The organism is Azospirillum brasilense (genome assembly GCF_007827815.1).
GTDB lineage: Bacteria > Pseudomonadota > Alphaproteobacteria > Azospirillales > Azospirillaceae > Azospirillum > Azospirillum brasilense_C.
Genome location: NZ_VITH01000011.1, coordinates 21,720 through 33,943 on the forward strand (window position 1 = coordinate 21,720; position 12,224 = coordinate 33,943).

At 70.0% G+C, this 12,224-nt stretch carries 12 protein-coding genes and 2 tRNA genes; 5 read left to right on the top strand and 9 right to left on the bottom strand.

What is annotated here, in order from left to right; all coding sequences use genetic code 11:
• The first annotated feature begins 20 nt into the window (after positions 1-20).
• The gene (locus FBZ83_RS21555) at positions 21-428 is read left to right on the top strand and encodes a DUF1465 family protein (protein ID WP_109070617.1); all 408 of its coding nucleotides are present in this window, start codon (positions 21-23) and stop codon (positions 426-428) included.
• A gap of 83 nt (positions 429-511) precedes the next feature.
• Here the strand turns inward: FBZ83_RS21555 and rpmE are convergent, their stop codons facing one another.
• Positions 512-736 carry a 50S ribosomal protein L31 gene (gene rpmE / locus FBZ83_RS21560; RefSeq protein WP_014241009.1) on the bottom strand — a complete coding sequence of 75 codons (225 nt, stop codon included), beginning with the start codon at positions 734-736 and terminating at the stop codon, positions 512-514.
• Positions 737-917: 181 nt separating this feature from the next.
• Here rpmE and FBZ83_RS21565 point away from each other — a divergent pair, with 181 nt between their 5' ends.
• The gene (locus FBZ83_RS21565; protein WP_145688545.1) at positions 918-2,807 is read left to right on the top strand and encodes an ABC transporter transmembrane domain-containing protein; all 1,890 of its coding nucleotides are present in this window, start codon (positions 918-920) and stop codon (positions 2,805-2,807) included.
• Between the two features lie 64 nt (positions 2,808-2,871).
• Positions 2,872-3,699, top strand: a complete 828-nt coding sequence (locus tag FBZ83_RS21570; RefSeq protein WP_145688547.1) for a DUF2243 domain-containing protein — start codon at positions 2,872-2,874, stop codon at positions 3,697-3,699.
• Positions 3,700-3,705: 6 nt separating this feature from the next.
• On the opposite strand, the gene FBZ83_RS21575 is transcribed toward FBZ83_RS21570, so the two are convergent.
• The gene (locus FBZ83_RS21575) at positions 3,706-5,232 is read right to left on the bottom strand and encodes a class I SAM-dependent methyltransferase (protein ID WP_145688549.1); all 1,527 of its coding nucleotides are present in this window, start codon (positions 5,230-5,232) and stop codon (positions 3,706-3,708) included.
• Between the two features lie 304 nt (positions 5,233-5,536).
• Here FBZ83_RS21575 and FBZ83_RS21580 point away from each other — a divergent pair.
• Together FBZ83_RS21580 and FBZ83_RS21585 are read left to right on the top strand one after the other, a co-directional pair.
• Positions 5,537-5,612, top strand: a tRNA-Lys gene (locus FBZ83_RS21580).
• 76 nt (positions 5,613-5,688) lie between these two features.
• Positions 5,689-5,764, top strand: a tRNA-Lys gene (locus tag FBZ83_RS21585).
• A gap of 86 nt (positions 5,765-5,850) precedes the next feature.
• Here FBZ83_RS21585 and FBZ83_RS21590 read toward each other — a convergent pair.
• The 7 genes from FBZ83_RS21590 to FBZ83_RS21620 form a co-directional block, all read right to left on the bottom strand.
• Complete coding sequence (locus FBZ83_RS21590) at positions 5,851-6,306, bottom strand: MaoC family dehydratase (protein ID WP_145688552.1); 456 nt, start codon at positions 6,304-6,306, stop codon at positions 5,851-5,853.
• 221 nt (positions 6,307-6,527) lie between these two features.
• Complete coding sequence (locus FBZ83_RS21595) at positions 6,528-6,890, bottom strand: DUF1153 domain-containing protein (RefSeq protein ID WP_425321498.1); 363 nt, start codon at positions 6,888-6,890, stop codon at positions 6,528-6,530.
• A 187-nt stretch (positions 6,891-7,077) separates the two neighbouring features.
• Positions 7,078-7,806 carry a flagellar hook assembly protein FlgD gene (locus FBZ83_RS21600; RefSeq protein WP_145688554.1) on the bottom strand — a complete coding sequence of 243 codons (729 nt, stop codon included), beginning with the start codon at positions 7,804-7,806 and terminating at the stop codon, positions 7,078-7,080.
• Between the two features lie 40 nt (positions 7,807-7,846).
• The gene (locus FBZ83_RS32380) at positions 7,847-9,910 is read right to left on the bottom strand and encodes a flagellar hook-length control protein FliK (protein ID WP_145688556.1); all 2,064 of its coding nucleotides are present in this window, start codon (positions 9,908-9,910) and stop codon (positions 7,847-7,849) included.
• A 225-nt stretch (positions 9,911-10,135) separates the two neighbouring features.
• Entirely contained in the window at positions 10,136-10,651 is a 516-nt protein-coding gene (locus FBZ83_RS21610) for a flagellar basal-body protein (protein ID WP_145688558.1), read from the bottom strand.
• The gene (locus FBZ83_RS21615) at positions 10,644-11,051 is read right to left on the bottom strand and encodes a rod-binding protein (protein WP_145688563.1); all 408 of its coding nucleotides are present in this window, start codon (positions 11,049-11,051) and stop codon (positions 10,644-10,646) included. Before FBZ83_RS21615 ends, FBZ83_RS21610 begins: the two co-directional genes overlap by 8 nt.
• A complete protein-coding gene (locus FBZ83_RS21620) occupies positions 11,051-12,214 on the bottom strand; it encodes a flagellar basal body P-ring protein FlgI (RefSeq protein ID WP_145688572.1) in 1,164 nt (387 codons plus the stop codon). Before FBZ83_RS21620 ends, FBZ83_RS21615 begins: the two co-directional genes overlap by 1 nt.
• Positions 12,215-12,224: the final 10 nt, after the last annotated feature.

Consider the following 12,224-nt stretch of genomic DNA (forward strand, 5'->3'; position numbering starts at 1 on the left):
GCGGGAGGGGTACGGCCGTGATGGAAACACCGACCTTCTTCAACGGGACTTACGACGAGACGATGGCGCTGCTGATCGAGGCGCGCAATTACATCGCCTATCACGACGCCGTCAGCCATCGGGCGCTGCCGCCCCAGGTCCGGCTTCAGATCTCGTACGAATCCATGCGGGTGACCAGCCGCCTGACCCAGGTGATGGCTTGGCTGCTGGCGCAGAAGGCCGTCCATGCCGGGGAGATGACCCGCGAGCAGGCGGCGAGCGACGACTTCGCCCTGTCGGGCGGGGACATCTGCACCGATCCCTCCGGCCCCGACAACGAGCAATTGCCCGAAGGCCTGCGCAGCCTTCTGGAGCGCAGCCACCGGCTCTACATGCGCGTCGCCCGCCTGGATGAGCGCGCCCGTGACGCGGTGGCGCTGGCCGGCTGACGGCCGGCCTTCTCAAAAGCCGCAAACGCGAAAAGGGCGTCCGGCGGACCGGACGCCCCATTTCGTTTTGCGGACGAAGAAGATTACTTCTTCAGGCCGAAGCTCGCGAAGCGCTTGTTGAACTTGGCGATCTGGCCGCCCGTGTCCAGCAGCTTCTGCACGCCGGTCCAGGCCGGGTGCGACTTCGGGTCGATGTCGAGGCGCAGCGTATCGCCCGGCTTGCCCATCGTGGAGCGGGTCTTGAACGTGCTGCCGTCGGTCATCACCACGTTGATCTCGTGGTAGTCGGGATGGATATCAGTCTTCATGGCCGGGGTTCCTGCAAAGCGAGCGCGGTCTATAGCAAAGCATGCGGCATGATGCAACCGCGTTCCTGCGCCGGAAAAGGCGGCCGGTTCTTGCGGACCGCCGTGATGCCGTGCCGTCGTGTCCGCCCGGTTCAATCCGCCGGCCGCACCATACCTTGTTCATAGGCCCCCCCCTTGCTATATGCCGGGTTTGCCTCCGTGCACCGTCTGCACATCGTCCTGCCGCTGGGGAGCCCCGGTGTCCCGTCCGTCGTCGAAGTCCGATCCGGTGTCCGAAGCGACGCCTTCCGCCGCAACGCGCCGACGCAACCTGTCGCCGCTGCGCCGGCTCTTTCCCTTCCTGTGGCCGTACCGGCTGCAGATCCTGGGGGCCATGCTGGCCCTGACCGTGGCCGCCGGGACCGTTCTGGGGCTGGGGCAGGGCATGCGCGTCCTGGTGGACCAAGGCTTCGTCGCGGGCGATTCGGCTCTGCTCGACCGGGCGCTCCTGGTGCTGCTGGTGGTCATCGTGCTGATGGCCGCCTCGACCTTCGGGCGCTTCTATCTGGTGAGCTGGATCGGCGAGCGGGTGGTGGCCGACATCCGCCGCGCCGTCTACAGCCATGTGGTGACGCTGTCCCCAGGCTTCTTCGAAACGACCAAGACCGGCGAGATCCTGACGCGTCTGACCACCGACACCGAGGTGCTGCAGACCGTGGTTGGGTCCTCCGTCTCGATCGCGCTGCGCAACACGCTGATGTTCGTCGGCGGCACGGCGATGCTGCTGGTGACCTCGCCGAAGCTGGCTGGGCTGGTGTTCCTTGGCGTGCCGGTGGTCATCCTGCCGATCATCATCCTGGGGCGTCGGGTGCGCGCCCTGTCGCGGGCGAGCCAGGACAAGATCGCCGACCTCGGCTCCTTCGTCGAGGAGACGCTGGGCGCCATCCGCACCATGCAGGCCTACACGCACGAAACCATCGACCGCAGCCTGTTCGGCGGGCGGGTCGAGGACGCCTTCGCCACCGCCCGGCGGCGGGTGACGGTGCGGGCCATCATGACGATGATCGTCATCGTGCTGGTCTTCGGCTCCGTCGGCCTCATTCTGTGGATCGGCGGGCACGACGTGCTGGCCGGGCGGCTGACGGTCGGGCAGCTTTCGGCCTTCGTCATCTATTCGGTGGTCGTCGCCGGCTCGGTCGGGGCGATCAGCGAGGTGGCCGGCGACCTGCAGCGCGCCGCCGGCGCCACGGAGCGGCTGTTCGACCTGCTCGACACCGAACCGGAGATCCGCGCCCCGGCCAACCCGCGCGCCCTGCCGGAACCGGCGCAGGGCGCGCTGTCCTTCCGCGACGTGCGCTTCCACTACCCGTCGCGGCCGGACTGGGCGGCGCTCAAGGACTTCTCGCTGGAGATCGAGCCGGGCGAGACGGTGGCCCTGGTCGGCCCGTCGGGGTCCGGCAAATCCACGGTGTTCCAGCTTCTGCTGCGCTTCTACGACCCGCAGGCCGGGGCGGTCACCCTCGACGGGGTGGACGTCCGCGACGCCGACCCGGTGGAGGTGCGGCGGCGGCTCGGCCTCGTCGCGCAGGACCCGGTGGTCTTCTCCGCCAACGCCTGGGAAAACATCCGCTACGGGCGTCCGGACGCCAGCGACGCCGAGGTGCTCGCCGCCGCCGAGGCCGCCCACGCGCTGGAGTTCCTGCAGGCCCTGCCGGAAGGGCTGGACACCTTCCTCGGCGAGAAGGGCGTGCGGCTGTCCGGCGGGCAGCGCCAGCGCCTGTCCATCGCGCGGGCCATCCTGCGCGACCCGCCGGTGCTTCTGCTCGACGAGGCGACCAGCGCGCTCGATGCGGAGAGCGAGCGCATGGTGCAGGACGCGCTGGACAAGCTGATGACCCGGCGCACCACCATCATCATCGCCCACCGTCTGGCGACCGTCCTCAACGCCGACCGGATCGTGGTGATGGAGCAGGGGCGCGTCGTCGCCACCGGGCGCCACGCCGATCTGGTCCGCGAGGGCGGTCTTTACGCCCGGCTTGCCGCGCTCCAGTTCGACCGCGCGGCGGACGAGGCCGGGCTGGTCGGGGGCTGAAGAGCCCGCCACCGTTCGGGCGCCGGGTGCGGAACCCGTCCGCGCCCGCGGCGGTTGTCGGGCCATGTCCACAGACACGACTTATCCTCCGTCACCGGCACAGGCCGCGACCGGGCTTTCCTGGGCGGGATACCTGCTGGGCTTCGCGCTCGGCGGCTTCTTCGACGGGATTCTGCTGCATCAGGTGCTGCAGTGGCATCACCTGCTGTCGGCCGTCGAATCGTCCGCCGTCCAGGACATCCGCGTCCAGATCCTGGCGGACGGCCTGTTCCACGCCGCGATGTACCTCGTCGCGGCGGGCGGTCTGTGGCTGCTGTGGCGGAGCCGGCGCCGCTTCGCCGAAGCGGGGGCGGACCGTCTCCTGGCCGCCAACGCGCTGATCGGCTTCGGCGTCTGGCACATCATCGACGGCGTCCTGTCCCACTGGATTCTCGGCATCCACCGCATCCGCATGGACTCGGCAAATCCCTTGCTGTGGGACCTGCTGTGGTTCGTCGTCTTCGGAGTCGCCGTCGTCGCGGCGGGCTGGCGGTTGCGGCGCGGCGGGGGAGCGGGTGGGGGTGGTCGCCTCGCGCCGGTCGCCGTGACGCCCATCGTCCTGACGCCCATCGTCCTGACGCTGGCGGTTCTGGTCGCCGGACCGGTCGCCGCCTTGCCGCCGCCCGGCGTGACCACGGTGATGGTGTTGTTCCAGCCCGGCACGACGGCGACGGATGTCTTCGCCGCGGTGGCGGCGGTGGACGGGCGGACGGTCTGGCAGGACCCTTCCGGCCAGCTCTGGGCCATCGACCTGGGCGAGGGCGGCAGCGCGGCGGCGCTCTACCGGCACGGCGCCCTGCTGGTCAGCAACACGCTGCTGCCGACTGGCTGTCTCGACTGGTTCCGGACCTGACGCCGGTCACGCCACGCCGAGACGGTGCAGGGTGGGCAGGCGCAGACGGGTGAAGCGGTCGAAGCGGGCGCGCAACTCCGCCAGATTGGCCTCCTCGCCATCGAGCCGCGCGCCGTCGCGCGTCAGGGCGAGCCCATCGGCCGACAGGGCCTCCCAAGCGGTCGCCGCGGGGTCGGCACCGCTGCGCCGGGCCAGCAGGAACAGCGCTTCCAGCCGCGACACCGCGACGCCGGAGCCGAGGACGGGTGACGCCAGAGTGTCCAGCGTGTCGTCGCGGCGGTTGCGGTCCAGGATGGCGGCGTTGAAGCGGTCGGCCTGGAGCGCGCGCGCCGCCTGACCGGCCTCGGGCAGGGCGGGCGCCACCAGCGCCAGGCTGGTCAGGATCATCAGGGCACGCAGCACCGCCTCCTCGCCGTGGCGGGCGAGGGCGGGCAGGGCGGCCAACTCGCCCAGCGTCGGGGTGCCGGCGGCCAGCGCCTCGGCCAGCGGGCCGTGCAGGTCCTGCGGCAGGGGCACGCGCCCGACCGGGGCCAGCACCATCTCCGGCAGGTCGTCGGGCGGTACGAGAAGGGCGAAGCGGGTGGCGCGCAGCCGGTCCCGCCGCTCCGCCGCGGTCAGCCGCTCCGCCCCCTTCACAAAGAGGTCGCGGCGGAAGGCGCGGTTGGTCAGCAGGTCGCGCAAGGTCTCGCGGTAGGCCGGGTCGCGCGCCTCGGCCAGCAGGGGCAGGGCGTCCGGCGGCAGGGACAGCTCGTCCATCTGCTCCATCGGGACGGCGGGGCCGGCGAAGTCCAGCTTGGCGGCGGCCAGTTCCCGCGCCACGTCGGCGTGGTAAAAGGCGGTCCAGTCGCGGTTCAGGTATTCGTGGGCGATGTAGTTGGGCGACTTGCGCTTCAGCGAGTCCAGGCGCGCCGGCAGCGCGTCGGCCTGGGCGAACCAGCCGGCGTTGAGGGCGGTCAGGCGGCTGGCGAAGGCCACGGCCTCCTCGATCCGCTCCGGCAGGGGGCCGGTGCGGTCGGCGCAATGCTCGACCAGGACGCGGCGCAGCGGCATGTAGGCGAGCGTGCCGGGCAGGGCGTTGTAGCTGACGAAGACCAGCCCGCCGGGCTTGAGCCGCCGCTTCAGCAGGTCCACCAGGATCGCCCGGTTCTCCGCGCTGACCCAGGACCAGACACCGTGCAACGTGACGATGTCCAGATCCTTGGTCCCGTTTTGGGCGTAATCGGCGAAGCTCTCTTCCAGGAAAGCGGCGTTGCCCAGCCCGGCCTCGGCGGCGAGGCGCTGGGCGCCGGCGATGTGGCCGGGGTTGAAGTCCACCGCCTCGAAGCGGGCGTCGGGATGGCAGCCGGCCAGGACGGCGCTGCTCACCCCGTGGCCGCAGCCGATCTCTGCGCAGGCGAAGGACCCGGCGAGGTCCATCGGAGGCCGCCAGCCGCGCAGGGTCAGCGCGAAGGACAGCAGCGCCGGCGACAATTCCCGGTAGAAGGCGTGGATGTAGCCGATCCCGCCCACATAGCCCTCGGTCCAGCCCTGCATCGTCCCCGCTCCTCCCAATCGCTGGGGAAGGGTGATAGCGCCGGGCTTGGCCGGCTGTCAAAGAAGGCGGTCCAAAGACCCTCCCGAAGGCGGCTGCGAAGGGTGTGTGCGGAGCCGGAACGAGCCCTGTCAAAAAAATGCGATCCTATCCATTTTGGTATCGACAAGCCCCGGACCCTTCGTTATAAACCGCGCCACACCGGCCGGGACGACGGCTTGGCCGGACAGGAACCCTAGTCGATACGGTCAGGCACCCCCTGACGCAGAGACGAAGGCTTCGGTGCCGGTGTGAACGAGAAGTGATGGGCGCATAGCTCAGTTGGTAGAGCAGCTGACTCTTAATCAGCGGGTCCAAGGTTCGAGTCCTTGTGCGCCCACCATCACTTTCCGGATCGAAAGGGATCGCTCCCAAGACCCCTTTCATGCCTCCGGGTGCTTCGGTCCCCGGATGGGAATGGGCGCATAGCTCAGTTGGTAGAGCAGCTGACTCTTAATCAGCGGGTCCAAGGTTCGAGTCCTTGTGCGCCCACCATTCCCAGGACAACGGCACGACAGCGACGCACACAAAAGGGCTGCCCTCGGGCGGCCCTTTGTGCGTTCGGGGCTCTGCTTGCGCGATCACGCCTCATCGGCGCCGGGGCGGCGGGGGACGAGCAGGTTGGCGGTCATCTGCTGAACGATCGCGCCATCCTGGTTGAACGTGGTGGTGCGCACGCGGGCGATGCCGCGGTCGGGGCGCTTGGCCGAGACGCGGACCTCCAGGATCTCGCTCTCGATGCGCAATGCATCGCCGGGGCGGGTGGGCAGGGGCCAGCGGATATCCTCCACCCCCATCCCGACGAAGCCGCCGGCGAGCGCGCCGTCCCCGGTGACGATCATCCGCATGGTCAGCCCGGCGGTGTGCCAGCCGCTGGCCGCCAGCCCGCCGAAGACGCTGTCCCGCGCCGCCTCGGGGTCGAGGTGGAAGGGTTGCGGGTCGAATTGCCGCGCGAAGGCGACGATGTCCTCCTCCGTCACGGTCACCGGGCCACCGGTGAAACGGTCGCCGGGGGTCAGATCGTCCAGATAGCGCATGGGGTGGTGAACTCCCGTCGCGGGTTGCTTCGTTGCCCTGCATTAATCTTTGCGGGGCGGGAACGAAAGCGATACCTGCCACGCAAAAATTGCAAAGCTCCCCGGACGCAAAATGTCGGGGCGGAAAACACGCTCCGTTCCTGCGCCGGAACACAAAACAACGACGCCGCAGGGCGGGCCTGCGGCGGTCTGGTCCGGACGGACGGCGAGCGGAGAGTCGCTTATTCGGCGGCGGTGCTGGCCATGCGGCTGCGCACGGACGGCGGCGGCTGGTTCCCACGATAGTCCTGCAGCCGCGTGGCCCGCAGACCCCGCATGCCGTGGCTGTCGATCAGCCGCTGCCAGGACAGGAATTCCTCCACGGACAGGGTGTAGCGGCGGCACGCTTCCTCAAGGCTGATCAGCCCCGAACGCACGCCGGCCACAACCTCCGCCTTGCGCCGCATCACCCAGCGCTTGGTGTCCGGAGGGGGAAGATCATTTTCTGTCATCGGCCGTCCTGCTGGACCGATGACCGACGCTCCACTGGAGCCATCGTCGCTCATTTCAAGCTCGCGAGATGACATGCGCGGACGCTCCACCATCAGCAGTGTATTCCACGATTTGGTGGTAACCTACCCCTTCTCCGCTTAACAAAAGCCTAAACGATAGGGTTAATGTTTTAAGCATAAAAGGCATGGCGCATAGGCCCGTCCGGACCTCTGCCCATGCCTTTGACCATGCCTTTGACCATGCCTTCGGAAGACGCCGAAGCGGATGGGCGGGACGCCCTCAGTACACCTTGGAGAGCTTGGACAGCGGAACCTCGACGCTGCCGACGGACATCACCGTTTCGCCGTCCTTGTTGGACCCGATGCCGCTGACCGTGCCGAAGGTGAAGGGGGTCGCCTTGATGATGTCGTCCTTCTTCTCGGACACCGGGGCGATGTTCAGGCGGTACTGGCCCGGCTGGACGGCGTTGCCGCCGTCGTCCTTGAAATCCCAGTTCACGACGTGCTTGGTGCCGGCGGCGGTCTCGCCGGTCATCGACCGGACGACGCGGTTCTTGCTGTCCAGGATGTCCACGCGCACCGACTTGGCGGACTTCTCCAGCTCGTAGGCCAGCGGGGCCGCCGTCATGCCCTGGGTGTAGTCGAAGCTGTCGCCCTCGAAGGTGACCGTGCGGCCCAGATAGGCGAGGTTGGTCGAGTTGGTCGAGGCGTTCTGCAGCTTCAGCAGCTTGTCGAGCCGGCTGTTGGTGCCGATGTTCTGCTCCACGTTCGCGAAATCGACCAACTGCTTGGTCATGTCGTTCGTGTCCATGGGCTTCAGCGGGTCCTGGTTCTGCATCTGCGTGGTCAGCAGCTTCAGGAAATGCTCGAAGTTGTCGCCCAGCCCCTTCACCGCGGTGTCGAGTTTCTGCTCGTCGGCGGTCTTGGTGGTCTTGGTGGAAGTGTCGGTCTTGGTCTTGGTCTGGTTGGTGTTCCAGCTGCTGCCGTAGTCGGTGTTGGTGGTGGCCATGGTCGTCGTCCTTCGCTGGAATGGCTGCAGCTGGTCTGAATCAGGCTTGGATATCGACGCGGCCCGGGGCCAGCGTCAGGGTGTAGGCGGCCTGCGCATCCTCCACCTCGCCCGTGCCGCCACCGAAGCCGCGGCCCCGTCGGCCCGAGCCGCCCTGCCGTCCCGACTCCTGGAACGACTGGCCGCCTTCGCCGCGCAGGCTGAAGTTGAGGCTGTTGCTGTCCGCCTTCAGCCCGGCATCTTGCAAGGCGCGTTCCAGATTGCGGCTGTCGCGCTGCAGAAGTTCGAGGGTCTGGGCCTTTTCCACGGCGACCGACGCGGTGACCCGCCCGTCCTGGCCGATGTCCAGCTTGATGTCGATGCGGCCCAGCTCGGCGGGGCGCAGGTTGATGGTGAACTGGTCGTTACCGTCCGACACGTTCTTGCTGATGTGGACGGCCACCTGCTCCTGGACGCCCATCGGCAGACCGGCGGACCCGCGGGACGGGCGGAGTTGCGTCGTGGTCAGCCCCGTCTCCACGCCGCTCGCCGTGTGGGTGCCCTCGATCCCGGCGAAAACCGCGTGCGTCGGGGTGGTGGCGTGCGGGGCGCCGTCGGCCGGCGGCGGCGCGTCCGCAGCGGCCGCAGCGGCGGCGTTGAGGAACGCGCTTTGCCCGGCAGGCTTTGCCGGGTCGGCAAGCGGTGCCTGGGGTGCCGGCGGCTGGGCCAGGGACGCGGCGTTGCCGTTCGGGTCCGGGTTGCCGCGGTTGCCGGCGTTGGCACCGGCGTCGCCGTCCGCCCCGGTCCGTGTCGCGCCCTTAGCCTTGGCCGCGGCAAGCTCATTCGGGGATTGCGGAAGCGGCGCGCTGTCGTCGTTCGGCAGGTCGGCGACGGGCAGCGCGCCGGAGGACAGCGCATCGGCCGTCGCCGGCTTGTCCTTGGCGGCGTCCTTCGCCTCGGCGTGGTGCGCCGGCAGCTCGGGCTGCGGGACGGCCTGGACCGGTGCCGCGTCAACCGGCGTTGGCGTCGCTTGCGCAACCGGCTTGGCCGCCGCGGCCGCCGTCACGGTCTCGTCGGCGGCGGGCTTGGTCTTGCCGTCCGGATGAGGAGCGCCGGCGGCGGCCAGGGCAGCCGCGGCGGCTTCCGCGGCGGCCAAGGCGGCATCGGTGGCGGGGGCACCGGCCAAGGGCGCCTTCTCGTCGTCCGGAACCGGGGCGGCGGGCGGCGTTGTCGCGGCCGTCGCCTCGACCGTGCCGTCCTCCGTCGCCTTGTCGGCCGCGTCGTCGGGCCGCCCGTTGGCCAGCGGGGCGGGGACCAGCGGGGCGACGGCCAGCGCCAGGGCGGCCTCGCGGTCGGTCAGGACGGCGGACTGGTCGGCCGTGACCATCTCCACGGTGGTCTCGGTCACCGTGACGGTCAAGTCGAGGATCACCGCCTCGCCGGTCCCGTCGTCGCCCTGACCGCCGGCTCCGTCCCGGGCGCCACCGTCGCCCGTCGCGTCGTTGGCGTCGTCCGGCAGGAGCGTCCCGGCCGTGTCGGCGGCAAGGTCGGCGCCGGTGGTGACGCCGGCGGGCGTCGCCTTGGCCGCATCATCGAGCGCCGCCTTGGCGTTTGCGGCCTTCGCCTCCTTGGCCGTGGCGTGGGCCGAGGCGGCGGCCTCCCGCCGTTCGGTGCGCGTCGCGTGGGCGGAGTCGCCGGCCTTGGCCGCGTCGAACGCGCGGCTGTCCTTCCGCTCGGCGGTGCGCTGGGCCTCGTCCTTGCGGGCGGCGCGGGCGTCGGCCTGGGTGTTCGCGTCGGCGGCCTGGCGCGGTTTGGCCGGTTCCGCGCGGATGGGGTCGGGGCGAGGAGGCGGGCTGCGTTCCGCGGCCTTGCGCTCGGCGGCCCGGTTGGCGGCCGTCCGATCGGCGGCGGCTTGGTCGGCGGCGCTCGCCGCGGCGCTGCGGCGCTCCTGGGCGGAGGCCTCCGCCTGGACCTGATCGCGCTTGCGGGTGGCGGCCTCGGTGATCAGCCGATCCATCATGGAGGCGAACTTGTCGCTTCGCGGGGCCGTGTTCTGGCTGGACGAGGTCTGGCCCCGGACCAGGCTTTCGAACGCGGAGGGCGCGGTGTTCGTTTGGATGGCCATGGAAGGGATTCCCCGAAGCGGACAAGTGCACCCCATCCGGAAGCAACTAACGGGCCAGTTCCCGGCCGGTGCCGGTGGGTCCGCTCGCCGTCCCGTGCCCGGCAGTTCCGTCCGCCGGGCGGCAAATTCCGCCGGGTGGCCGGCGCTTCTTGCCGGACCCGGAAACGCGGCAAGGGCCGCCCGGTCGGACGGCCCTTGCGACGGAGTCCGGTGCCTGCGGCGGCGTCAGAGCCGGGTGTTGAGCGTGGCGGAGGTGGATGGCCCGTGGCTCGGCGTGACGTAGGTCGCGCGCGGCGGAACCGGGGCGGTGCCATAGGCGGGGGTGGTGGTCTGCCGAGCGCGGTTGATGGCGCCGACCACGGTGTCCACCAGGATCTTCTGCGCCGCGCTGTTCCGGCGGAGCGCGTCGGCGTTGGCCGCGGAGGCCTCGTACAACCCGCGCGTCGCCTCGCGCAGCGCGGCCTTGGCCTCGTCGGGCAGGGCGGCCATGCCCTCGCGGTCCACGCGCAGCAGGCGCGACACCTCTTCGTAGACCAGCATCATCGGCTGCTTCTCGCGCCCCAGCCGGGCCAGCTCGGCGCTGGTGCAGTGGCGCATGACCGCCTCGGTCTCGCGCGCCAGATGCGCGCTCAGCCGGTCCATCAGCTCGACCAGGGCGGCGGCGCGCTCCTCGGCGTTCTTGGGCAGATTGGCGGCGGGAGCCTTGGACGGCTGCGGGAAACGGACGTCGACCTTATCCATGGGTGCCCTCCTGTGCGCGCAGAAGCTCGAGGTAAACCTGATCGGCGATGCCGAACCCGCCGCTGCGGGACACCTGCTTGCCGTACTCGTTGGTCAGCATGGAACGGAACATCTCCTCGGCATGGCCGCCGCCGAAGGTCTGGTCCACCTCGATCCCGTCGAACATGTGGCCCAGCATCTGGGAGACGAAGACGCTCTCGAACTCGTTGGCAGACTGGCGGATCTTGGCGCGGATCGCCGGGTCCACCTTGCTCTCGGCGCCTTTGGGATCGACCAGATCGGTCCGCACCGCCGTCCGGAAGCCCCCTTGCGCGTTGCCCTGGGCGTTCCCCTGGGCGCGCTCGGCGGCCGCGGGCAGGCGCGGGGGCGGAAGGCCGGGAAGGGAAAGCGTCGTATCCATCAGATCACCTCGATCTCCGCCTGCAGGGCTCCGGCGGCCTTGATCGACTGAAGGATGGCGATCATGTCCCGGGGGCCCACGCCAAGCGCATTCAAGGATTGTACCAACTCCTGGAGCGTCACCCCGGAATTCATCACGGCGAGGCGGTTGTTGGACTGGTCGTCCACCTGGATGTCGGTGCGCGGCACCACGGCGGTCTGGCCCTGGCTGAAGGGGCCGGGCTGGCTGACCTGCGGCGTCTCGGTGACGCGGATGGTCAGGTTGCCCTGGGCGATGGCGACGGTGGAGATGCGGACGTTCTCGCCCATCACGATCACCCCGGACTTTTCATCCACCACCACGCGGGCGACCTGGTCGGGGGTGATGCGGAGCTGCTCGATCTCGGTGATCAGGCCGACGATGTCGCCGCGCCGGGCCTCCGGCACGCTCAGCAGGACCGAGGCCGGGTCGGTGGCCTGGGCCCGGTTGCCGCGGAGCTGGATGTTGATGGCGGTGGCCACACGTTGGGCCGTGGTGAAGTCCGGGTTGCGCAGCGACAGGCGAAGCACCGGCAGCTCGGCCAGCGAGAACTGGATCTCGCGCTCGACGATGGCGCCCGAGGAAATGCGGCCGGAGGTGGGGACGCCGCGCGTCACGCTGGCCCCCTGGCCCTGGGCGGAGAAGCCGGACACCGCGATCGGCCCCTGGGCCACGGCGTAGACCTCGCCGTCGGCGCCCAGCAGCGGGGTGACCAGCAGCGTGCCGCCAAGCAGGCTCTTCGAATCGCCCATCGCCGACACGGTGGCGTCGATGCGCGTGCCCTGGGCGGAGTAGGGCGGCAGGGTCGCCGTCACCATCACCGCCGCCACGTTCTTGGTGCGCAGGTTGGTGCCGCGGGTGTTGACGCCCATCCGCTCCAGCATGCCGACCAAGCTCTGCTCGGTGAAGGGCGAGTTGTTGAGGCTGTCGCCCGTGCCGTTCAGGCCGACCACCAAGCCGTAACCGATCAGCATGTTGTCGCGCACGCCCTCGACGTCCACCACGTCCTTGATCCGCGCCGAGGAGGCCGAGGCCGGAGCCGACAGCGCCAGCAGCGCCGCGGCGAGCGCGGCCAGCATCGCGACCGCGCGCAGCACGGTCGCGGCACGCGGCATGATGGCACGGGGCAGGGCGGTGGCGGTCATGGCGGGAACA